The 18,879-nt window shown below is 71.6% G+C and carries 24 protein-coding genes and 1 riboswitch; of the genes, 16 read left to right on the top strand and 8 right to left on the bottom strand.

The genetic code is table 11. The annotated features are described in order from the left end of the window. Positions 1-2: 2 nt before the first annotated feature. From ACIQ8J_RS12635 to ACIQ8J_RS12615, 5 genes are all read right to left on the bottom strand, one after another. Positions 3-1,724 carry an urease subunit alpha gene (locus ACIQ8J_RS12635; RefSeq protein WP_403270110.1) on the bottom strand — a complete coding sequence of 574 codons (1,722 nt, stop codon included), beginning with the start codon at positions 1,722-1,724 and terminating at the stop codon, positions 3-5. Beyond that, positions 1,717-2,028: an urease subunit beta gene (locus ACIQ8J_RS12630; RefSeq protein ID WP_399051746.1), complete on the bottom strand. Its 312-nt coding sequence runs from the start codon at positions 2,026-2,028 to the stop codon at positions 1,717-1,719. The genes ACIQ8J_RS12635 and ACIQ8J_RS12630 overlap by 8 nt, the downstream gene beginning before the upstream one ends. A gap of 15 nt (positions 2,029-2,043) precedes the next feature. Beyond that, positions 2,044-2,346, bottom strand: a complete 303-nt coding sequence (locus tag ACIQ8J_RS12625; protein ID WP_329466479.1) for an urease subunit gamma — start codon at positions 2,344-2,346, stop codon at positions 2,044-2,046. A 297-nt stretch (positions 2,347-2,643) separates the two neighbouring features. Continuing rightward, positions 2,644-2,922 (bottom strand): type II toxin-antitoxin system Phd/YefM family antitoxin, encoded by a 279-nt coding sequence (locus ACIQ8J_RS12620; RefSeq protein WP_403270113.1) that lies wholly within the window; start codon positions 2,920-2,922, stop codon positions 2,644-2,646. A 142-nt stretch (positions 2,923-3,064) separates the two neighbouring features. After that, the gene (locus tag ACIQ8J_RS12615; RefSeq protein WP_403270115.1) at positions 3,065-3,760 is read right to left on the bottom strand and encodes a lysophospholipid acyltransferase family protein; all 696 of its coding nucleotides are present in this window, start codon (positions 3,758-3,760) and stop codon (positions 3,065-3,067) included. A 186-nt stretch (positions 3,761-3,946) separates the two neighbouring features. Here ACIQ8J_RS12615 and ACIQ8J_RS12610 point away from each other — a divergent pair, with 186 nt between their 5' ends. From ACIQ8J_RS12610 to ACIQ8J_RS12600, 3 genes are all read left to right on the top strand, one after another. Beyond that, the gene (locus tag ACIQ8J_RS12610; RefSeq protein WP_403270117.1) at positions 3,947-4,576 is read left to right on the top strand and encodes an ATP-dependent Clp protease proteolytic subunit; all 630 of its coding nucleotides are present in this window, start codon (positions 3,947-3,949) and stop codon (positions 4,574-4,576) included. A gap of 6 nt (positions 4,577-4,582) precedes the next feature. Continuing rightward, positions 4,583-4,891, top strand: a complete 309-nt coding sequence (locus ACIQ8J_RS12605) for a hypothetical protein (protein ID WP_403270119.1) — start codon at positions 4,583-4,585, stop codon at positions 4,889-4,891. Between the two features lie 324 nt (positions 4,892-5,215). Continuing rightward, positions 5,216-5,411: riboswitch (cyclic di-AMP (ydaO/yuaA leader) on the top strand. A 4-nt stretch (positions 5,412-5,415) separates the two neighbouring features. Continuing rightward, positions 5,416-5,889: a C40 family peptidase gene (locus ACIQ8J_RS12600; protein ID WP_403270122.1), complete on the top strand. Its 474-nt coding sequence runs from the start codon at positions 5,416-5,418 to the stop codon at positions 5,887-5,889. A gap of 94 nt (positions 5,890-5,983) precedes the next feature. On the opposite strand, the gene ACIQ8J_RS12595 is transcribed toward ACIQ8J_RS12600, so the two are convergent. After that, positions 5,984-6,418, bottom strand: coding sequence for an ATP-binding protein (locus tag ACIQ8J_RS12595; RefSeq protein WP_403270123.1), 435 nt, complete (start codon positions 6,416-6,418; stop codon positions 5,984-5,986). Between the two features lie 244 nt (positions 6,419-6,662). Between ACIQ8J_RS12595 and ACIQ8J_RS12590 the strand changes: the two genes are divergently transcribed. Further along, positions 6,663-7,550, top strand: a complete 888-nt coding sequence (locus tag ACIQ8J_RS12590; RefSeq protein WP_403270125.1) for a helix-turn-helix domain-containing protein — start codon at positions 6,663-6,665, stop codon at positions 7,548-7,550. Further along, positions 7,551-7,772, top strand: a complete 222-nt coding sequence (locus ACIQ8J_RS12585; protein ID WP_403270128.1) for a DUF397 domain-containing protein — start codon at positions 7,551-7,553, stop codon at positions 7,770-7,772. 7 nt (positions 7,773-7,779) lie between these two features. Here the strand turns inward: ACIQ8J_RS12585 and ACIQ8J_RS12580 are convergent, their stop codons facing one another. Then, on the bottom strand, positions 7,780-8,922 hold the full coding sequence (locus ACIQ8J_RS12580) for an 8-amino-7-oxononanoate synthase (RefSeq protein ID WP_403270131.1): 1,143 nt from the start codon (positions 8,920-8,922) through the stop codon (positions 7,780-7,782). A 145-nt stretch (positions 8,923-9,067) separates the two neighbouring features. Between ACIQ8J_RS12580 and bioB the strand changes: the two genes are divergently transcribed. The 10 genes from bioB to ACIQ8J_RS12530 all read left to right on the top strand — a co-directional run bounded on the left by bioB (position 9,068) and on the right by ACIQ8J_RS12530 (position 17,555). Then, the gene (bioB, locus tag ACIQ8J_RS12575) at positions 9,068-10,267 is read left to right on the top strand and encodes a biotin synthase BioB (protein WP_403270502.1); all 1,200 of its coding nucleotides are present in this window, start codon (positions 9,068-9,070) and stop codon (positions 10,265-10,267) included. Next, positions 10,260-11,549 carry an adenosylmethionine--8-amino-7-oxononanoate transaminase gene (locus ACIQ8J_RS12570; protein ID WP_403270133.1) on the top strand — a complete coding sequence of 430 codons (1,290 nt, stop codon included), beginning with the start codon at positions 10,260-10,262 and terminating at the stop codon, positions 11,547-11,549. Before bioB ends, ACIQ8J_RS12570 begins: the two co-directional genes overlap by 8 nt. A 1-nt stretch (position 11,550) precedes the next feature. After that, positions 11,551-12,243 carry a dethiobiotin synthase gene (gene bioD, locus ACIQ8J_RS12565; RefSeq protein ID WP_403270136.1) on the top strand — a complete coding sequence of 231 codons (693 nt, stop codon included), beginning with the start codon at positions 11,551-11,553 and terminating at the stop codon, positions 12,241-12,243. Beyond that, entirely contained in the window at positions 12,243-12,605 is a 363-nt protein-coding gene (locus tag ACIQ8J_RS12560) for a VOC family protein (protein WP_403270139.1), read from the top strand. Before bioD ends, ACIQ8J_RS12560 begins: the two co-directional genes overlap by 1 nt. Before the next feature lie 60 nt (positions 12,606-12,665). Beyond that, a complete protein-coding gene (locus tag ACIQ8J_RS12555) occupies positions 12,666-13,346 on the top strand; it encodes a class I SAM-dependent methyltransferase (protein WP_403270142.1) in 681 nt (226 codons plus the stop codon). A 228-nt stretch (positions 13,347-13,574) separates the two neighbouring features. Then, positions 13,575-14,396 (top strand): ABC transporter ATP-binding protein, encoded by an 822-nt coding sequence (locus tag ACIQ8J_RS12550; RefSeq protein WP_403270145.1) that lies wholly within the window; start codon positions 13,575-13,577, stop codon positions 14,394-14,396. 6 nt (positions 14,397-14,402) lie between these two features. After that, positions 14,403-14,528, top strand: coding sequence for a hypothetical protein (locus tag ACIQ8J_RS12545; protein WP_403270148.1), 126 nt, complete (start codon positions 14,403-14,405; stop codon positions 14,526-14,528). Between the two features lie 68 nt (positions 14,529-14,596). Continuing rightward, entirely contained in the window at positions 14,597-15,019 is a 423-nt protein-coding gene (locus ACIQ8J_RS12540) for a GNAT family N-acetyltransferase (RefSeq protein ID WP_403270150.1), read from the top strand. A gap of 179 nt (positions 15,020-15,198) precedes the next feature. Next, positions 15,199-16,536: a hemolysin family protein gene (locus ACIQ8J_RS12535; protein WP_403270152.1), complete on the top strand. Its 1,338-nt coding sequence runs from the start codon at positions 15,199-15,201 to the stop codon at positions 16,534-16,536. Beyond that, positions 16,533-17,555 (top strand): hemolysin family protein, encoded by a 1,023-nt coding sequence (locus ACIQ8J_RS12530; protein WP_403270155.1) that lies wholly within the window; start codon positions 16,533-16,535, stop codon positions 17,553-17,555. The genes ACIQ8J_RS12535 and ACIQ8J_RS12530 overlap by 4 nt, the downstream gene beginning before the upstream one ends. 31 nt (positions 17,556-17,586) lie before the next feature. On the opposite strand, the gene ACIQ8J_RS12525 is transcribed toward ACIQ8J_RS12530, so the two are convergent. Then, on the bottom strand, positions 17,587-17,853 hold the full coding sequence (locus ACIQ8J_RS12525; protein WP_403270158.1) for a holin: 267 nt from the start codon (positions 17,851-17,853) through the stop codon (positions 17,587-17,589). Positions 17,854-18,037: 184 nt separating this feature from the next. Between ACIQ8J_RS12525 and ACIQ8J_RS12520 the strand changes: the two genes are divergently transcribed. Next, the gene (locus ACIQ8J_RS12520) at positions 18,038-18,874 is read left to right on the top strand and encodes an SGNH/GDSL hydrolase family protein (protein WP_403270161.1); all 837 of its coding nucleotides are present in this window, start codon (positions 18,038-18,040) and stop codon (positions 18,872-18,874) included. Positions 18,875-18,879 lie beyond the last annotated feature (5 nt).

Genomic DNA, 18,879 nt, shown 5'->3' with positions numbered 1-18,879 from the left:
CGTCAGAAGAGGAAGTACCGCTGGGCCATGGGCAGTTCGGCGGCGGGTGCCGGTTCCACCGCGTCGCCGTCGATGGTCACCGTGAAGGTGTCCGGGTCGACCTTGACGTCCGGCAGCGCGTCGTTCTCGCGCATGTCCGCCTTGCCGACCCGTCGGGTGTTCTTGATCGCCACGAACTGCTTGTCCAGCCCGAGGCGTTCGGGGAGCCCGTCCTCAAGCGCCGCCTGGGAGACGAAGTTGAGCGAGTTGGCCGCGGGCGCCTTCCCGTACGCGCCGAACATGGGCCGGGGCAGGATCGGCTGCGGGGTGGGGATCGACGCGTTCGCGTCGCCCATCTGCGCGTACGCGATCTGGCCGCCCTTGATCACGAGCTGCGGCTTGACGCCGAAGAACGCGGGCTCCCACAGAACGAGGTCGGCGAGCTTGCCCGGCTCGACCGAGCCGATCTCGTGGTCGAGGCCCTGGGCGACCGCCGGGTTGATCGTGTACTTGGCGACATAGCGGCGGACCCGGTGGTTGTCGGCCCGGCCGTCGCCGGGCAGCGCGCCCCGCCGCACCTTCATGACGTGCGCGGTCTGCCACGTACGCAGCACGACCTCGCCGATCCGGCCCATCGCCTGGGAGTCGGAGGAGATGATCGAGATGGCTCCGAGGTCGTGCAGGAAGTCCTCGGCCGCTATGGTCGACGGCCTGATCCGGGACTCCGCGAAGGAGAGGTCCTCCGGTACCGCCGGGTTCAGGTGGTGACACACCATCAGCATGTCGAGGTGTTCCTCGATGGTGTTGACGGTGTGCGGCCGGGTCGGGTTGGTGGAGCTGGGCAGCACATGGGGCTGCGAGACCACGGTGATGATGTCGGGGGCGTGGCCGCCGCCCGCGCCTTCGGTGTGGTACGCGTGGATCGAGCGGCCCGCGATGGCGGCGAGGGTGTCCCCGACGAAGCCGGCTTCGTTCAACGTGTCGGTGTGGATGGCGAGTTGGGCGCCGGTCTCCTCGCAGACACTCAGACAGGCGTCGATGACGGCGGGGGTGGCACCCCAGTCCTCATGGATCTTGAACCCGAGGGCGCCGCCGCGCAGTTGGGAGTGCATGGCCTCGCGCGACATGGTGTTGCCCTTGCCGAGCAGACCGATGTTGACGGGCGCGTTCTCCAGGGCGGCGAACATCCGGGCCAGGTGCCAGGGGCCCGGTGTGATGGTGGTGGCCTTGGTGCCCTCGGCGGGTCCGGTGCCGCCGCCGACCAGCGTGGTGATGCCGGAGGAGAGGGCCTGGTCGATGAGGGTGGGCGAGATGAAGTGGACGTGGGTGTCCACGGCGCCGGCGGTCAGGATCTTCCCGTTGCCCGCGATGATCTCGGTCTCGGGGCCGGTGACGAGCTCGGGGTGGACGCCGTCCATGGTGTCCGGGTTGCCGGCCTTGCCGATGCCGGTGATGCGGCCGTCCCGGATGCCGATGTCGGCCTTGACGATGCCCCAGTGGTCGATGACGACGGCACCGGTGACAACGGTGTCGGGCGCGCCTTCGGCCCGCGTGGTCCGGGCCTGGCCCATGGACTCGCGGATCACCTTGCCGCCGCCGAACACCGCCTCGTCGCCCGCGCGGCCGGGCCCGCCGCAGCGGTCCTCCTCGATCTCGACCAGCAGGTCGGTGTCGGCGAGCCGGATGCGGTCGCCGGTGGTGGGGCCGAACAGGTCGGCGTAGACAGCACGGTCGAGCTCAGCCATCGAGGGCACCTCCACTCTCGCCGCGCAGACCCGGGACGATGCGCAGTCCGGTCAGGGGGACGAGTTCTACGTCTACGGGGATTCCGGGTTCGAAGCGCACGGCGGTGCCCGCGGCGATGTTGAGCCGCTTGCCCCGGGCAACCGTTCGGTCGAAGTTCAGACCGGGGTTGGCTTCGGCGAAGTGGTAGTGGGAGCCGACCTGGACGGGGCGGTCGGCGGCGTTCAGTACGGTCAGCCGCACGGTCTCACGGCCCTCGTTGAGGGCGATGGGGTCGTCGGCGAAGAGGATCTCTCCGGGAATCACGGCGGCGCTCCCCCGTCAGACGATCGGGTCGTGGACGGTGACGAGCTTGGTGCCGTCCGGGAAGGTCGCCTCCACCTGGACGTCGTGGATCATCTCCGGGATGCCCGGCATGACCTCGTCGCGGGAGAGCAACTTCCGTCCGGATGCCATGAGTTCGGCGACGGTGCGGCCGTCGCGGGCGCCTTCGAGGATGTGCGAGGTGATGAGCGCGACGGACTCGGGATGGTTGAGCTTCACCCCGCGGGCCCTGCGCTTCTCCGCCACATCGGCGGCTACATGGATGAGCAGGCGTTCCTGCTCGTGCGGCGTCAGTTGCACGCTTCCCACCTCACAGTTGTGCCCTTCCGTTCACGGACAGCCGTGGACGGACCCAGCGAGCGTCTGGGGCGGGCCGACCGGAGCAGGTACTTTCCGCCCGAACGCAGCGGAACCGTATCCGATGTCAACATCCTGTTGACCGGCCTCTCCCGGCCCCTCGGCCAGGCATTGCACGTTAGAGCGGAAGTTTTTCCGGCGCGTTAACTGGCGCTTTGCGAACACATGATCTTCGAACCGGGGTGCGACTGCGGACCCCTCCGACTACGGAGCGTGTCCGTAAGCGGCCCGCCTCACGGCTCAGTCGCCGACGTGCGGACCCCGGTGCTCGGCGGCGATCCCGAAGCGCCGGTGTTCGCCGGGGGCTGCGGTCAGGGGGCGTACGGACGAGACGGAGCTCGCCACCTGCTCGTCCTGCTGCGGCTCGCTCTCCAGTTTCTCCAGGTCAGCGGCGGAGACCAGCGCGACCAGCGGCTTCCCGTGGCGCGTCACCACCACGCGCTCACCGCCGTAGACGACACGGTTGATCAGCTCGGCGAGCTCTGCGCGGGCTTGCGTCACCGGAATCTCGTAGGCCATGCTCCCCAGCTTAGACTCCGCCGCCACGGCCCGTGGGGCCCGCGCGAATCGACGGGTGCGCAGGTCAGAGCCCTGCGGCCGACACCTCGGCACCCGTCTGCGGGGCGCGGGCCGAGCCCCGGCCCGGCCCGCGCCCCGCGCGTCAGGCGGCCGCCACCCCCAGCTCCCTCGTCGCGCGGGCCTCGGCCGCGTACACGTCCACGTACTCCTGCTGCGACAGCTTCCGCACCGCGTACATGATCTCGTCCGTCACCGCCCGCAGCACGAAGCGCTCGTCCTCCATCCCCCGGTAGCGGGAGAAGTCCAGCGGCTCACCGAAGCGGATCGTGATCGGTACGCGCCGGGGCAGCCGCCGCCCCTTCGGCTGGGCCTCGAACGTTCCGATCATCGCGACCGGGACCACCGGGGCGCCGGACCGCAGCGCCATCGCCGCCACACCCACCTTGCCCTTGTAGAGCCGTCCGTCGTGCGAGCGCGTCCCCTCCGGGAACACCCCCAACACGCCTCCCCTGCCGAGCACTTGGAGCGCCGTGTCGATCGCCGCCTGGGCCGCGGCCTTGCCGGAGCGGTCGACCGGGATCTGCCCGAGCGCGCGGAAGAACGCGGCAGTCGCCCGGCCGGTGAGCCCCGGCGCGGTGAAGTACTCCTGCTTGGCCAGGAAGGTCAGGCGGCGCCTGAGCGTCACCCCCAGCAGGAACTGATCGGTGAACGACTGGTGATTCCCCGCGAGGATCACCGCACCTGCCTCGGGCACCCGCCCGGCCCCTTCGACACACGGGCGGAACAGCCACCGCAGCAGCGGCACCAGCACCACGAGACGGAATGCGTAATAGAACACGTCAGTGAGCCCTCTCCCCAGGTGACCCCCGCGCCGACGCACGCTAGTCACCCCCGGGGATCACCGGGAGAGCGCCTATTGAGCCAGGCCCCCGCTCGCCGAGAGCGAAAACCACCCCTCATCGATCTGTACGTCCTGTACATTTTTTACATCCGGTCGAGGTATCCGGTCGAGGAGAGGTACGTCATGACCCACCGCCCTGCCGCCCGCTACGTCCTGCCCGAGTTCTCGGAGCGCACCGCCTCCGGGGTCCGCACGCTCGATCCGTACTCCAAGCTCTTCGAGGAGCGGATCGTCTTTCTCGGCACCCCGGTCGACGACGCCTCGGCCAACGATGTGATGGCCCAGTTCATGCACCTGGAGCACGCCGACCCCGACCGGGACATCTCGCTCTACATCAACTCCCCCGGCGGCTCGCTCACCGCGATGACCGCGATCCACGACACGATGCAATTCGTCACCTGCGACGTGCAGACGTTCTGCCTGGGTCAGGTGAGTTCGGTGGCCGCGCTGCTGCTCGCGGCCGGGACGCCCGGCAAACGCCTGGTGCAACCGGCCTCCCGGGTGCTCCTCAGGGAGCCCGCGATCGAGGAGCCGCTGCGCGGCCAGCCCTCCGACCTGCAGATCCAGGCCGCCGAACTGCTGCGCGGCCGCACGCTCCTGACCGAGTTGCTCGCCCGGTACACCGGGCGGACCGCGCGGCAGGTGGCCGCCGACATCGAGCGGGACGTGGTCTTCGACGCCGCGGGCGCCGTGGCGTACGGGCTCGCCGACCACGTACTCGAAAGCCGCAAGACCTCGCTGCGCGGACGGTGAACCGCCGTGCTGCCACCGGAACTTCCGCCGCTGCCGGCGCTCACGCGGGCCGAGGCCGAGTTCGTCGACTGCTATCTCGAAGTGGTCGATCTGCTCGGTCGCGTCAATCCGGCGCACGGCCCCGACACCTACGGCGCGCTGCGGGCCGCGCAGGCGCTGGTCGGCCGGACGGCCGCGCTGAAGGACGCGCTCGCCCTGATGCACCTGCGCGGCGAGACCCGGGTGCACGCCCGCACGCTGACCCGCGCCCTGCGGGTGCTGGACGGCGAGCGCCGCACGGGGCGGCTCACGGTGCCGCCGCAGACCACCGGTTGAGGCCGCCGCGCGCAGCGGCGGCGCCCAACGCGCCGACGGGGCCGACGAAACGGACCAGACGGGGTACCCCCGTTCGGCCCACCGCCGACTACGTCCACTGCCCCTTATGAGCTCCTTACAGCGCCTGCACAACGCGCGGAATCGATCGTTCCGTCGCTGGTAGGAGGCTCGTCAGCCCTCCTTCGGGAGGTGCCGAACCACCCGTGTCCACCCGAATCGCCCAGTCGTGAGCACCCTCACACAAAGCCGTTTCGTTACGAAAATATGACAGTCGGTGCGTGAAGATCCCTGGGACGACAAGCCCCCGCCACCGTGGCGGGGCGGTCCGGGCGGACGCCGAGTCCTGCCGCCGCTCCGGACGACTGGTCGACAGGAGTGGACCGGCAGGAGTGGAGGACCCGCGTTCTTCGGGACGGCCGGCCGTCGGCCGTCCCTCGGGGTGAAGCCGTTCAGGCGGCCGGGCGTCTTCGCCGGTCCGAACCCGACAGGTCATCCTTCGCAGGCGGTTTGACGAAGGGTTGCGCATGACCGCGCAGACACATGTCCCGTCTCTGCTGCTCCGCCTGGGCGCCGTCACGGCCCTCACCGTCGCCGTGGCGGGGGGAACCATACTGGCGCCGGGCGCCACACTCGAAGCGCATGCCGCGGCCGTCGCCGCCAGGGCGCTCCACGTGGCCGAATCGAAGAAGGGGTCGCCCTATCAGTACGGGGCCGCCGGACCGCACCGCTTCGACTGCTCCGGGCTCACGCTCTACTCGTTCAAGCAGGCGGGCCACAAGCTGCCCCGCTCGGCCCAGCAGCAGTACAACAGCTCCCGGCATGTCTCCGCCTCCTCCCGCAAAGCCGGAGACCTGGTGTTCTTCCATTCGGCGGGACACGTCTACCACGTGGGGATCTACGCCGGGAACGGGAAGATCTGGCACTCCCCCAAGACCGGCGCGGTGGTCCGCCTCGAACGGATCTGGAGCGGCAGCGTCTTATACGGGCGGGTCGGCTGACCGCCCCGCCGGCGGGGCCGTCCCGATGCGCGCGCCCACGCACCGGGACGGCCCGCGCCCCCAGGGCGGCTCCGGGGCCGGGCAGTGAGCCCCGCTAGCCGCTCTGCACCACTGCCGTCCACGGCAGGGCGATCCAGACCGTCTTGCCGCCGTCCGCGGTGGGTTCGACCGAGAGCCGGCCGCCGCACTCGGCCGCGAGCCAGCGGACGATCACCATGCCCCGGCCGTTGTCCTGCTGGACGGCGGCGGGCAATCGTTTCGGCCAGCGCGGATGACTGTCGGTCACCCCGACCCGCAGCTCCTCCTCGCATTCCAGCTGGACGTCCACGGTGAAGGTGGGTGACTGGCCGAAGGTGTGCTGCACGGCATTGGTGGCGAGTTCGGACACGATGAGCCGGACCGTGTCGCCGGTCTCGTCGTCGGACGGCAGACCCCAATCGGTGAGAACCTCGGCGACGTATCGCCGTGCCGCGGAGACCGAGGCGGGTTCGCTCGGCAGAGTGATTGATGCTTCGAGATGGTCTGCCATGGCGACGCTGTCCCTTTCCCACCCGGGCCGGCCAGAGGACTCCTGGCGGATGAGCGCTCGCGGAGACGAGGTCGGCCTCGGATTGTGCTTCGCGCCAGAGTGCCACTCATCGTGCCGGTCTTGGGTGCCATCCACCAAGATATGCATATATCTGTCGCTCAAAGCGGTGAACTCTGCGGCGACAGAGCGTAATTGGGCTCACACTTACCCATCGCCGAAGGCGCCGGAGGCGAAGGAGACGGCCATGTGGCACGGACCGGCGGTGCACCGCCGCAAGCTGGGCGAGGAACTGCGAGGGCTGCGCGACCGGAAGGGTCTGACGAGCGGGGAGGCGGCCCGCCTGGTCGGCTGGCACCAGTCGAAGGTGAGCCGGATCGAGACCGGCCGCAGCGGCGCGAAGCCCGCGGACGTGGCCCGCCTGCTCGACGCCTACGAGGTGCGAGATCCCCAACTCCGCACACTCCTGGAGGCGTTGGCGGATTCGGCGGACGGCGGCGGGGAGCACTGGGCGCGCGCGTACCGCGGTCTGCTCCCGCCGCAGTACCGGGACTTCATCAGCCTGGAGTCGCAGGCGCGCACGGCGCGCACGCTGGAGACCTCGGTGGTGCCGGGACTGCTGCAGACGCCCGCGTACGCGCGCGCGGTGACCCGGGCCGCGCTCGCGTCCCTGCCGCCGGACAAGGTGGACTCGCTCGTCAAGGTGCGGCTGGCCCGCCAGGAGGTGCTGCGGGGCGATCCGCCGCTCGCGCTCAGCGCGGTGCTCGACGAGGGGGTGCTGCGGCGTCAGGTGGGCGGTCCGGCGGCCATGAGCGATCAGTTACGGCATCTGCTGGCGGCCGCCGCCTGGCCCCACGTCCGGTTACAGGTCATTCCTTTCCGTTACGGCGGCTACGTCGGGCTCACCGGCCCTTTCATTATCTTTTCGTTTCCGGACATTTCAGATCTGGATGTGGTCGTTCTCGACCATTTGACGAGTAGCCTCTATCTCGAACGGAGAGAAGACCTTGAGGCGTACAACGCCGCGTTCCAGACCGTTCAGTCGCTCGCACTCTCCTGCGAGGACTCGTTGGATCTCATCGCCCGGACAGCCCGGGAAGAACCGGGCCGATCCACGGCGAGTGGGGAGGCATGAATGTCCGCACGCCCTGCGCACGTTCCTTCCAGTACATCCCTCCACGGTGCCCGGTGGCGGCGCAGCAGCCGCAGCGTGGGCATGAACAACTGCGTCGAGACGGCCAGGCTCAAGGGCGAGCTGCTGGCCGTGCGCGACTCCCAGCGGATCGAGGGCCCCGCGCTGCTCTTCGGTGACCGGGCCTGGCACGGCTTCATCTCGGCACTCCAGGCAGATAACTGACAGTTCGTCAGGCGGTGGGCGCGGTCCGCAGGATCGTGCCCACCGCCGTGTCGATCTGCCGCTCCGTCAGATCCGCGCGGGCGGTCAGCCGGATCCGCGAGATGCCGTCCGGGACCGACGGCGGCCGGAAGCAGCCGACCACGAGCCCGGCCGCGCGGCAGTCGGCCGCCCAGGCCACCGCCGCCTCCGGCGACGGGGCCCGCACGGAGACCACCGCGGCATCGGGGCGTACCGCGCGGTGCCCCGCGGCGGTGAGGCGTCCGTGCAGTTCGGCGGCGACGGTACGGGCCCGGCCCGCGAGTTCCGGCTCCGCGCGCAGCAGCCGCAGGGCCGCCAGCGCCCCGCCGGCCGAGGCGGGTGCCAGCCCGGTGTCGAAGATGAAGGTGCGGGCCGCGTTCACCAGGTGCCGGATGACCCGGGCGGGGCCGAGGACCGCGCCGCCCTGGCTGCCGAGCGACTTCGACAGGGTGACGGTGGCGACCACGTCGTCCGCGCCCGCGAGTCCGGCCGCGTGCAGCGCGCCGCGTCCGCCCTCGCCGAGCACGCCGAGCCCGTGTGCGTCGTCCACCACCAATGCTGCCCCGAACTCCCGGCAGAAGTGGGCCAGTTGGGACAGCGGGGCGGCGTCGCCGTCCACCGAGAACACCGAGTCCGACACGACGAGGCCGGGTCCGCCATGGGCGTCCAGGGCCTTGCGGACCGCCTCGGGGTCGGCGTGCGGCACGACGTCCGTACCGGCCCGCGCGAGCCGGCAGCCGTCGACGATGGAGGCGTGGTTGCCCGCGTCGGAGACGATCAGCGAGCCGTGGGGGCCGAGCGCGGTGAGCGCGGCCAGGTTCGCCGCGTAACCGGAGGAGAAGACCAGCGCGGCCTCGAAGCCGCAGAACTCGGCGAGTTCGCGCTCCAGTTCCGCGTGCAGCGCGGTGGTTCCGGTGACCAGGCGGGAGCCGGTGGCGCCGGCGCCCCAGCGGTGGGCCGCCCCGGCCGCTCCCGCGGTGACCGCCGGGTGCCGGGTGAGCCCCAGGTAGTCGTTGCTCGCCAGGTCCAGGAGATCCTGGTCGGCGGCGCGCGGCCGGAGCGTACGGACCAGGCCGGCGCGCTCGCGGCGCTCCGATTCCACGTCGATCCAGTCGAACGGCGCTCGGGGCATGGTGGAGTCCCTTTTTGTAGGCTGCCCACAGACCCTAGCCGGTGCCATGCCGGGTCAGGGTGTGGCGATACACACACCTCAAACCACCTGTGTTGTGGGATCCCTACCTTGGCCTCAGGCGGTGCGGTACGCAAAGATCGGCGCCATGGACCTGCTGAACACGCTGGTGGACAAGGGGTTGCGGCGCGAACTGCCGACCCGCGAAGAGGCTCTCGCCGTACTGGCGACCTCCGACGACGAACTGCTCGATGTGGTGGCCGCGGCCGGCCGGGTGCGCCGCCAGTGGTTCGGACGCCGGGTGAAGCTCAACTATCTGGTCAATCTGAAGTCGGGCCTGTGCCCCGAGGACTGTTCGTACTGCTCCCAGCGGCTCGGCTCCAAGGCCGACATCCTGAAGTACACCTGGCTCAAGCCCGACGAGGCGTCGAAGGCCGCCGCCGCGGGTGTCGCGGGCGGCGCGAAGCGGGTCTGCCTGGTGGCCAGCGGCCGCGGCCCCACGGACCGGGACATCGCCCGGGTCTCCGAGACCATCGAGACCATCAAGGAGCAGAACGAGGGCGTCGAGGTCTGCGCCTGCCTCGGTCTGCTCTCCGACGGCCAGGCCGAGCGGCTGCGCGCCGCCGGGGCCGATGCGTACAACCACAACCTCAACACGTCCGAGGGGACGTACGGGGACATCACGACCACGCACACCTATCAGGACCGTGTGGACACCGTGACCAAGGCGCACGACGCCGGTCTGTCGGCCTGTTCCGGTCTGATCGCGGGCATGGGCGAGTCCGACGAGGACCTGGTCGACGTGGTCTTCGCGCTGCGCGACCTCGACCCGGACTCGGTTCCGGTGAACTTCCTCATTCCGTTCGAGGGCACCCCGCTCGCCAAGGAGTGGAACCTCACCCCGCAGCGCTGCCTGCGCATCCTGGCGATGACCCGGTTCGTCTGCCCGGACGTCGAGGTGCGGCTCGCGGGCGGCCGCGAGGTGCACTTGCGCTCGATGCAGCCGCTGGCGCTGCACCTGGTCAACTCGATCTTCCTGGGCGACTACCTGACCAGCGAGGGCCAGGCCGGGCAGGCCGATCTCGACATGATCGCGGACGCCGGGTTCGAGGTGGAGGGCACGGGCACCACCACCCTGCCCGAGCACCGCGCCGACGCGCTCGCCGCCGCGGGCTGCGGTTCGCACGCGGCCGCGTCCGGCTGCGGCTCCCACGAGGGCGGCGGCTGCGGCCCCTGCGGCGAGAGCGCCTCCGAGGTGCCCGAGCAGGCGGCCGCGGATCAGGCGCGCACCGATCTGGTGGCCGTCCGCCGCCGAGGCGCGGGGACGGATCTCGCGCCCAATGCCTGAGTACTCCCCCGCGCGGCTTCTCGATCTGGACCGCCGGCACGTCTGGCATCCGTACGGCCCGATGCCCAACCGGCAGGAGCAGCTGCTCGTCGAATCGGCGTCGGGTGTACGGCTGCGGCTGGCCGAACCGGCCTACGGGCAGCGCGAGTTGATCGACGGAATGTCGTCGTGGTGGTCGGCCGTGCACGGCTACAACCACCCGGTGCTCAACGAGGCGGCGCGCGGCCAGCTGGACCGGATGAGCCATGTCATGTTCGGCGGGCTCACTCACGAGAGCGCCGTCCGGCTCGCCGCCCGTCTTGTCGAGATCACGCCCGAGCCGCTCCAGCACGTCTTCCTCAGCGACTCGGGTTCGGTCGCGGTCGAGGTCGCCGTGAAGATGTGCCTGCAGTACTGGCGCTCGGTCGGACAGCCGCGCAAGCAGCGGCTGCTCACCTGGCGCGGCGGCTACCACGGCGACACCTGGCAGCCGATGTCGGTGTGCGACCCGGACGGCGGCATGCACGAGTTGTGGCAGGGCGCCCTGCCACAGCAGTTGTTCGTGGGACCGCCGCCGGCGGAGTTCGAGGAGTCGTACGCCCGCGAGCTGCGCGAGACGATCGCGCGGCACTCCGGCGAGCTGGCCGCGGTGATCGTGGAGCCGGTGGTGCAGGGCGCGGGCGGCATGCGGTTCCACTCGCCCGAGTATCTGCGGGTGCTGCGCGAGGCCTGCGACGAGCACGGCGTGCTGCTCGTCTTCGATGAGATCGCCAGCGGCTTCGGCCGCACCGGCGCGCTCTTCGCGGCCGATCACGCGGCTCTCTCGCCGGACGTCATGTGCGTCGGCAAGGCGCTGACCGGCGGCTATCTGTCGATGGCGGCGACGCTGTGCACGACGGAGGTCGCCGAGGGCATCTCGTCGGGCGAGGTCCCGGTGCTCGCGCACGGTCCGACGTTCATGGGCAATCCGCTGGCCGCCGCGGTGGCCCTGGCCTCCATCGACCTGCTGCTCGGCCAGGACTGGCAGGGCGAGGTCAAGCGCCTGGAGGCGGGGCTGCTCGACGGGCTCGACGCGGCCCGCTCGATCAAGGGCGTACGCGATGTCCGGGTCCTGGGTGCCATCGGCGTCGTACAGCTGGACCACGAGGTGGACATGGCGGCGGCGACCGCGGCCGCGGTCCGCGAGGGCGTGTGGCTGCGGCCGTTCCGCGATCTGGTGTACACGATGCCGCCGTATGTGACGGGTGACGACGATCTGGCGCGCATCTGCCGTGCGGTGTGCGCGGCCGCGCGGGAGGGCTGAGATGACGGTTCTGTTCGTGAGCGGTACGGGGACCGAGATCGGCAAGACGATCACCACGGCGGCCGTCGCCGCCGTGGCACTCGCCGGCGGCCGTTCGGTGGCCGTGCTCAAACCGGCCCAGACGGGTGTCGCGCCGGGTGAGCCCGGCGATGTCTTCGAGGTGCGCCGGCTCGCGGGCGAGGCGGTGACCGGGGTCGAACTGGCCCGGTTCCCCGAGCCGTTGGCGCCGAACACCTCGGCCCGCCGGGCGTCCATGGTGCCGGTGGGGCCCGAGCAGACGGCCGAGGCGGCGGCGAAGCTGGCCACCGAGCACGATCTGGTCCTGGTCGAGGGCGCGGGCGGGCTTCTGGTCCGCTTCGACGATGCGGGCGGCACCCTCGCGGACGCGGCCCGGCTGCTCGACGCGCCCGTCCTGGTGGTGACGCCCGCCGGACTGGGCACACTGAACTCGACGGCCCTGACCGGCGAGGCCCTCAGGTCCCGCGGTATCGAGTTCGCCGGGGTCGTCGTGGGCAGTTGGCCGGCCGAACCGGATCTGGCCTCGCGGTGCAATCTCGCGGACCTTCCGGAGTCGGCCGGTGCACCATTGCTTGGCACCGTGCCCGAGGGCGCCGGACGGCTGGCGCCCGCCGACTTCCGTACCCGCGCGGCCGGTTGGCTCGCACCGGCGCTCGGCGGTGTTTGGAGCATCTGATGGCTGTGTTACGGGCCCGCCTCGGGCAGCTCGTCGTGGACTGCGCCGACCCGGCCCGGCTCGCCCGGTTCTGGTCCGGCGTGCTCGGCGGGCGGCCGGTGGTCCGGGACTCCTCGTGGGCGTACGTCGATCCGCCGGGCGCGCCGCGGCTCGCCTTCCAGCGCGTACCGGAGGACAAGTCGGTCAAGAACCGGCTGCACCTGGACCTCAGGGTCGAGGACGTGCGCCGGGCGCGGGCCGCGGCCGTGCGGCGCGGGGCGGTCCCGGTGGGCGGGACGGTGACCGACGCCCAGGGGGCCTTCCAGGTGATGCGGGACCCCGAGGGCAATGAGTTCTGCTTCGTGGAGTCCGCGGACGGGTGAGCCGTCCCGGCGCGGGGACAATGGCGGTACCGGCTGCCCGCCAGGCTCAGGAGGTCCGACATGGCGCAGCGCACCAAGATCGCCCCGGATGCCGTGCACCACCCCGTGTTCGCGCGCTTCTACGCGCGGTTCAGCGTGGCGGCCGACGACAGAGCCGGAATCGCCGCGCACCGCCGGGAGCTGCTGGACGGGCTCTCGGGGCGCGTGATCGAGGTCGGCGCGGGCAATGGACTCAACTTCTCCCACTATCCGGCCGCCGTCTCCGAGGTGGTGGCGATCGAACCGGAGCGCACGCTGAGGCAGTTGGCGGTCCGGGCCGCGCTGCGGGCCGAGGTGCCGGTGGATGTCGTGCCCGGCGCCGCGGAGGCGCTCCCGGTCAAGAGCGAGGCCTTCGACGCGGCGGTCGCCTCGCTCGTGCTGTGTTCGGTACGGGATCTGCCCCGGGCGCTCGGTGAGATCCGCCGGGTGCTGCGTCCGGGCGGCGAGCTGCGGTTCTTCGAGCACGGCCGGGCCGAAGGGCGGGCGCTGGCGGCGGTGCAGCGCGGGGTGGACCGCACGGTGTGGCCGATGCTGTTCGGCGGCTGCCACACGGCGCGCGATCCGCTCGGCGCGATCGAGGCGGCGGGCTTCGAGATCGTCGGCTGCCGCCGTCTGCGCGTGCCCGCGCGCGGCATCCCGACCCCGTCCTCACCGTGCGTCCTCGGGGTGGCACGGCGGCCCCCGCTGAGTCCGGGCGAATAGGTTCCGCGCGGGGACCCGCGCGACCGGCTCCGGACGGCCCGCGCCGAGCGGCCACGGAGCACGGAGCACGGAGCACGGAGCACGGAGCACGGAGCATAAGCGTGGCCCTTACATCTGCCGCCCGGCACCCGGCCCCGCGACGGATGGCGGTGCCTCGCTCATGGCCTCTACTCTCGTATGCGGTACGGGAGTTGGAACCGCCATGGCGCCACACACGGGGAGGCGGCCTTGTCCACACCTGCAACGGCACACGCGTACGGCACGGAGCCGGTCGCCGCGCGGGCGCGCGGACTGACCAAGGCGTACGGCAGCGGGGAGACCGCGGTCCTCGCCCTCGACTCGGTCGACGTGGACATCGCCCGCGGCCGGTTCACCGCGGTGATGGGTCCTTCGGGGTCGGGGAAGTCGACCCTGATGCACTGTCTGGCCGGGCTCGACACCGTGTCGGCGGGGCAGGTCTGGCTCGGCGACACCGAGATCACCGGGCTCAGGGAGCGCGAGCTGACCCGGCTGCGGCGGGACCGGATCGGCTTCATGTTCCAGTCGTTCAACCTGCTGCCGACGCTCACCGCCGCCGAGAACATCACGCTGCCCATGGACATCGCGGGCCGCACACCGGATCGCGCGTGGGTGGACCAGGTCATCGACACGCTGGCTCTGCGCGACCGCCTGGGGCACCGCCCGGCCCAGTTGTCCGGGGGCCAGCAGCAGCGCGTGGCGTGTGCCAGGGCGCTGGCGTCCCGGCCCGAGCTGATCTTCGCGGACGAGCCGACGGGCAATCTGGACTCGCGGGCGGGCGCCGAGGTCCTGGCGTTCCTGCGCCAGGCGGTGGACGGGCTCGACCAGACGGTGGTGATGGTGACCCACGACCCGGGCGCCGCCGGCCACGCCGATCTGGTGCTGTTCCTGGGCGACGGCAAGATCGTGGACCGAATGCCGGAGCCCACCGCGGCGGCCGTCCTGGAGCGGATGCGGCTCTTCTCGGGCGGGCGGCCGCACCCCGGGGAACCTTCGGACGGCCCCGGATCCGATGCACCGCGCAAGAACTGATCCGCTGTGCTGGGGGCAACCCTGCGGCACGAGCAACACACCTACAGCCGAGGCGAGTTGATGACCCGTCCGTTCCGTTTCGCGGCGAACAGGGTGACCCCCGCGGTGATCGAGGAACTGCGGGCCGAGTGACCGCCCGGCAGGTGTCCGCATGCCAGAACGGTTCGCAGCACGCCGGGGCCGGGTGATGGGATGGCGCCATGGACGAGCTGCACATCCGGGCCGCCGGGCCCGATGACCCGGACGCGGTGCTGGCCTTCTGGAAGACCGCCGCCGAAGGCACCAGCATCAGTGACGACCGGGCCGGCGTCGAGCGGCTCGTCGCCCGCGACCCGGAGGCGCTGATCCTGGCGGTCCGGGGCGGCGAACTGGTCGGCACGGTGATCGCGGGCTTCGACGGCTGGCGCTGCCATCTGTACCGCCTCGCGGTCCACCCGGACCACCGCCGCCAGGGTGTCGGCGGGGCGCTGCTCGCCGCCGCGGAGGACCGTTTCGTACGCCTCGGCGGGCGGCGGGCCGACGCCATGGTGCTGGTACGCAACGAGCTCGCGCAGCATGCCTGGCAGGCCGCGGGCTACGGGCTCCAGGAGGATTGGCGCCGCTGGGTGAAGCCGCTCGGCTGAGCGGACCCCACCCGGCCGTGCTTTGCCCGTGTTTTACCATGGGCACATCGCATTGTCCCCCTGACTGAAAGGTGTGAGCGTCCGCCCATGGGCGAGCCTCCCAGTACCAGTACCAGTACCGCCGCGCGACACCGCGCGCACCGCCTCCCCCTGGCCGATCATGGGACGGAGGTGACCCGATGACCGAAGTGCTCCTGCTCCTGGTGGCCGTGCTGCTCTCGCTGGTCTGCGGGGTGTTCGTCGCAGCGGAGTTCTCCCTCACCACCGCCGAGCGCAGCGATCTGGAGCGAGCGGTCGAGCGCGGCGAACGAGGCGCCTCCGGTGCCCTCAAGGCCGTCCGCAGCCTCACCTTCCAGCTGTCCGGCGCCCAGCTCGGCATCACCGTCACCGGCCTGGTCATCGGCATGATCGCCAAGCCGTCGATCGCGAAGCTGCTGAGCGGCCCGCTCGAATCGCTCGGCCTGTCCGCGTCGGCCGCGGGCTCGGTCGGGCTGATCCTCGGCATGGTGCTCTCCACCGTGTTCCTGATGGTCGTGGGCGAGCTGGTCCCCAAGAACTGGGCCATCTCCTCGCCGCTCGCCGTCGCGAAGGTCGTCGCGGCCCCGCAGCGCGCGTTCAGCGCGGCCTTCCGGCCGCTGATCAGCCATCTCAACAACTCGGCCAACCACTTGGTGCGCCGCTTCGGCCTGGAGCCCGCCGAGGAGCTGGCCTCCGCGCGCAGCCCGCAGGAGCTGGTCGCCCTCGCCCGGCACTCGGCCAAGGAGGGCGCCCTGGAGGCGGACACCGCCGAACTGTTCGTCCGTACCCTCAACCTCGCGGAGCTCAACGCCGAGAACGTGATGACGCCCCGCGTGCAGGTCACCGCGCTCGACATCCAGGCCACCGCCGAGGACGTCGCCAACGCGACCCGCGCCACCGGCCTGTCCCGCTTCCCCGTCTACCGGGGCAGCCTCGACTCGGTCGTGGGCATCGCGCACATCAAGGACGTCCTGGCCGTGCCGGCCGAGCGCCGGCACCGCCACCCGGTGACCGCGCTGCTGCGCGAGCCGCTGCTCGTACCCGAGACGCTCACCGTGGACCGGCTCCTGGACCAGCTGTACGCGAAGCGCACCATGGCCGTCGTCATCGACGAGTACGGCGGCACCGCGGGCGTCGTGACGCTGGAGGACATCGTGGAGGAGGTCGTCGGCGAGGTGCGTGACGAGCACGACCCGCACGAGACGCCCGACCTCGCGCCCGCCGGGCAGGACACCGACGGCCGCACCCTCTACTCCGCGGACGGCGCGGTCCGCGACGACCAGCTCGCCGTCATCGGGCTGCGGGTGCCCGACGGCCCGTACGAGACCCTCGCGGGTCTGATCGCCACCGAGCTGGGGCGGATACCGAGGGTCGGCGACAGCGTGGAGCTCGCCGGCTGGCGGATGGACGTGGTCGACGCGACCGGGCGGCGCGCGGCACGCGTGCTGCTGCACGCACCGCTGGAGACCGAGGGCGACGACGAAGAGGCCGGCCGATGATCGCGATCCAGATCCTGATCGGCCTGGCGACCCTCGTCGTCAACGCGTTCTTCGTCGGCGCGGAGTTCGCGCTGATCTCGGTACGCCGCAGCCAGATCGAACCGCTCGCCGAGGACGGGAACCGCCGTGCCCGCAGCGTCATTTGGGGCCTGGAGCACGTCTCGGCGCTGATGGCGGCGGCACAGCTCGGCATCACCCTGTGCACCCTGGTGCTCGGTGTGGTCGCCGAACCGGCCATCGCTCACCTGGTCTCGCCGGTCTTCGACGCGGTGGGCGTGCCGACCGGGCTCGTCCACCCGGTGTCCTTCGTGCTCGCCCTCGCCGTCGCGACGTATCTGCACATGCTCCTCGGCGAGATGGTGCCGAAGAACATCGCGCTGGCCGAGCCCGCGCGCACCGCTCTGCTGCTCGGCCCCCCGCTGGTGGCGCTGGCGCGGGCGCTGCGTCCGGTGATCTTCGCGGTCAACACCTTCGCCAACACCCTCCTGAGACTGCTCAGGGTGGACGCCAAGAGCGAGGTCGCGGCGACCTTCTCGGACGACGAACTGGCCCGTCTGGTCACCGACGCGAGCGCCGCCGGGCTCCTTGACGAGCGGGCGACCGAGCGTCTGCACGACGCCCTGGAACTGGGGCGCCGCCCGGTGCGGGACGTGGTCATGCCGCTGGACAAGGTGGTGCGCGCCGAGGTCGGCACGACGCCGGAGGAACTGGAGCGGCTCTCCGCCGGTTCCGGGTTCTCCCGCTTCCCCGTCGTGGACGAGGAGAGCCGCATCCTGGGCTATCTGCACGTCAAGGACGCACTGGACGCGGCACCGCGCCATGTGGCGTTCCCGGTCGCGGCCCTGCGGCCGATCGCCCGGGTCCGCGCCGCGACGCCGCTGGACGACGTACTGACCGCGATGCGCCGCAGCCGTACGCACCTGGCCGCGGTCCTGGACGAGGACGGCAAGCTGGCGGGCCTGGTGACGATGGAGGACGTGCTGCGGGAGCTCGTGGGGCAGCCGGGGTCCGCGGTCTAGCCGCTGGGCAGGCGCGTGATCCAGGTCCTGCTCAGGGTGCGGGCTCGGCGGGGTGCGGCGGGTTCGTGGCCGGGTTCGTGGTCTCGGTGAGGCCCGGACCCGGCTGCCCCAGCTGGGACGTTCCGATCGCCATCAGGACGGCGAGCAGCGCGGCGAGACCCGCGGTCGCCAGGGCCGCGGTCCACCTGACGTCGAAGAGGTTGGTCGCACCGGCGGTCAGGACGGCGGCGAGTGCCTGGGCGAAGGTGCGGATGGCGCGTTCGGCGGTCGCCTTCCAGAAGACTGCGGTGAACAACATCGCACGCTCGCTCTCTCGCGGGGCCGGCACCGGCCACGAACCGAAAACTTGATGTGTTCCTGGCATACCGCGAAACGCCCCCGACGGACAGGTCTCGCGGGGTCGTTCCGGTCCGGGGGCGGCGCTCTGCCCGCGCCCCGCGGCTCGGGCCGCGGACACTACCGCGCGGTAGGATCGCTCCGCCATGGAGATGAATGCTGCCTACACCAGCTTTGCCGCGATCGGGGACTCCTTCACCGAAGGCATGTCAGACCGGCTTCCCGACGGGTCCTACCGGGGCTGGGCCGATGTGCTCGCCACCCGTCTCGCGGCCCGCACGCCCGGTTTCCGCTATGCGAACCTCGCCGTGCGCGGCAAGCTCATCGGGCAGATCGCCGAGGAGCAGGTGGCCGCCGCGGCGGCGCTGCGCCCGGACGTCATCACCCTGGTCGGCGGCCTCAACGACACCCTGCGGCCCAAGTGCGACATGGGCCGGGTGCGCGGCCTCCTCGCCGAGTCGGTCGAGCGGCTGGCCCCCGCCTGCAAGCAGCTCGTACTGATGCGCAGCCCGGGACGGCGCGGCCCGGTGATGGAACGTTTCCGGCCCCGCATGGAGGAGCTCTTCTCGTACGTCGACGAACTCGCCGACCGGCACGGCGCGTTGGTGGTCGACCTGTACGGCGCCCCGGTGCTTGGCGACCCCCGGCTCTGGGACGTGGACCGGCTGCATCTGACGGCGGCGGGGCACCGCAGGGTGGCCGAGGCGGTCTGGCAGACGCTGGGCCTGGACCCCGAGGACGACTGGCGGGCGCCGCTGCCGCCCGCCGTCCAGCCCGACTGGACCGCGCGCCGGAGCGCCGACCTGCGGTTCGCCCGGCAGCATCTGGTGCCGTGGATCGGACGCCGGATCACGGGACGGTCCTCCGGCGACGGCCGGAGCGGGGCGCACTTCGATGCCGGGCGGGGACGCGCGTTCTGGGTCACGCCGCCGGACGGTCCAGCGCCGGGCCCGGTGGCCGACTGGGCCCGGGTCGAGGACTGAACCGC

This window comes from Streptomyces sp. NPDC094147 (genome assembly GCF_044764265.1).
In the GTDB taxonomy this organism is placed as follows: domain Bacteria; phylum Actinomycetota; class Actinomycetes; order Streptomycetales; family Streptomycetaceae; genus Streptomyces.
The sequence above is the reverse complement of the archived record's forward strand: the minus strand, read 5'-3'. Positions and strand labels throughout refer to the sequence as shown.

What these genes read in the sequence shown, in the direction of transcription:
- ACIQ8J_RS12635 (WP_403270110.1), bottom strand. Translation starts at nt 1,724, where the DNA reads ATGGCTGAGCTCGACCGTGCTGTCTACGCCGACCTGTTCGGCCCCACC.
- ACIQ8J_RS12620 (WP_403270113.1), bottom strand. Translation starts at nt 2,922, where the DNA reads ATGGCCTACGAGATTCCGGTGACGCAAGCCCGCGCAGAGCTCGCCGAG.
- ACIQ8J_RS12610 (WP_403270117.1), top strand. Translation starts at nt 3,947, where the DNA reads ATGACCCACCGCCCTGCCGCCCGCTACGTCCTGCCCGAGTTCTCGGAG.
- ACIQ8J_RS12600 (WP_403270122.1), top strand. Translation starts at nt 5,416, where the DNA reads ATGACCGCGCAGACACATGTCCCGTCTCTGCTGCTCCGCCTGGGCGCC.
- ACIQ8J_RS12595 (WP_403270123.1), bottom strand. Translation starts at nt 6,418, where the DNA reads ATGGCAGACCATCTCGAAGCATCAATCACTCTGCCGAGCGAACCCGCC.
- ACIQ8J_RS12590 (WP_403270125.1), top strand. Translation starts at nt 6,663, where the DNA reads ATGTGGCACGGACCGGCGGTGCACCGCCGCAAGCTGGGCGAGGAACTG.
- ACIQ8J_RS12585 (WP_403270128.1), top strand. Translation starts at nt 7,551, where the DNA reads ATGTCCGCACGCCCTGCGCACGTTCCTTCCAGTACATCCCTCCACGGT.
- ACIQ8J_RS12580 (WP_403270131.1), bottom strand. Translation starts at nt 8,922, where the DNA reads ATGCCCCGAGCGCCGTTCGACTGGATCGACGTGGAATCGGAGCGCCGC.
- bioB (WP_403270502.1), top strand. Translation starts at nt 9,068, where the DNA reads ATGGACCTGCTGAACACGCTGGTGGACAAGGGGTTGCGGCGCGAACTG.
- ACIQ8J_RS12570 (WP_403270133.1), top strand. Translation starts at nt 10,260, where the DNA reads ATGCCTGAGTACTCCCCCGCGCGGCTTCTCGATCTGGACCGCCGGCAC.
- bioD (WP_403270136.1), top strand. Translation starts at nt 11,551, where the DNA reads ATGACGGTTCTGTTCGTGAGCGGTACGGGGACCGAGATCGGCAAGACG.
- ACIQ8J_RS12560 (WP_403270139.1), top strand. Translation starts at nt 12,243, where the DNA reads ATGGCTGTGTTACGGGCCCGCCTCGGGCAGCTCGTCGTGGACTGCGCC.
- ACIQ8J_RS12555 (WP_403270142.1), top strand. Translation starts at nt 12,666, where the DNA reads ATGGCGCAGCGCACCAAGATCGCCCCGGATGCCGTGCACCACCCCGTG.
- ACIQ8J_RS12540 (WP_403270150.1), top strand. Translation starts at nt 14,597, where the DNA reads ATGGACGAGCTGCACATCCGGGCCGCCGGGCCCGATGACCCGGACGCG.
- ACIQ8J_RS12535 (WP_403270152.1), top strand. Translation starts at nt 15,199, where the DNA reads ATGACCGAAGTGCTCCTGCTCCTGGTGGCCGTGCTGCTCTCGCTGGTC.
- ACIQ8J_RS12530 (WP_403270155.1), top strand. Translation starts at nt 16,533, where the DNA reads ATGATCGCGATCCAGATCCTGATCGGCCTGGCGACCCTCGTCGTCAAC.
- ACIQ8J_RS12525 (WP_403270158.1), bottom strand. Translation starts at nt 17,853, where the DNA reads ATGTTGTTCACCGCAGTCTTCTGGAAGGCGACCGCCGAACGCGCCATC.
- ACIQ8J_RS12520 (WP_403270161.1), top strand. Translation starts at nt 18,038, where the DNA reads ATGGAGATGAATGCTGCCTACACCAGCTTTGCCGCGATCGGGGACTCC.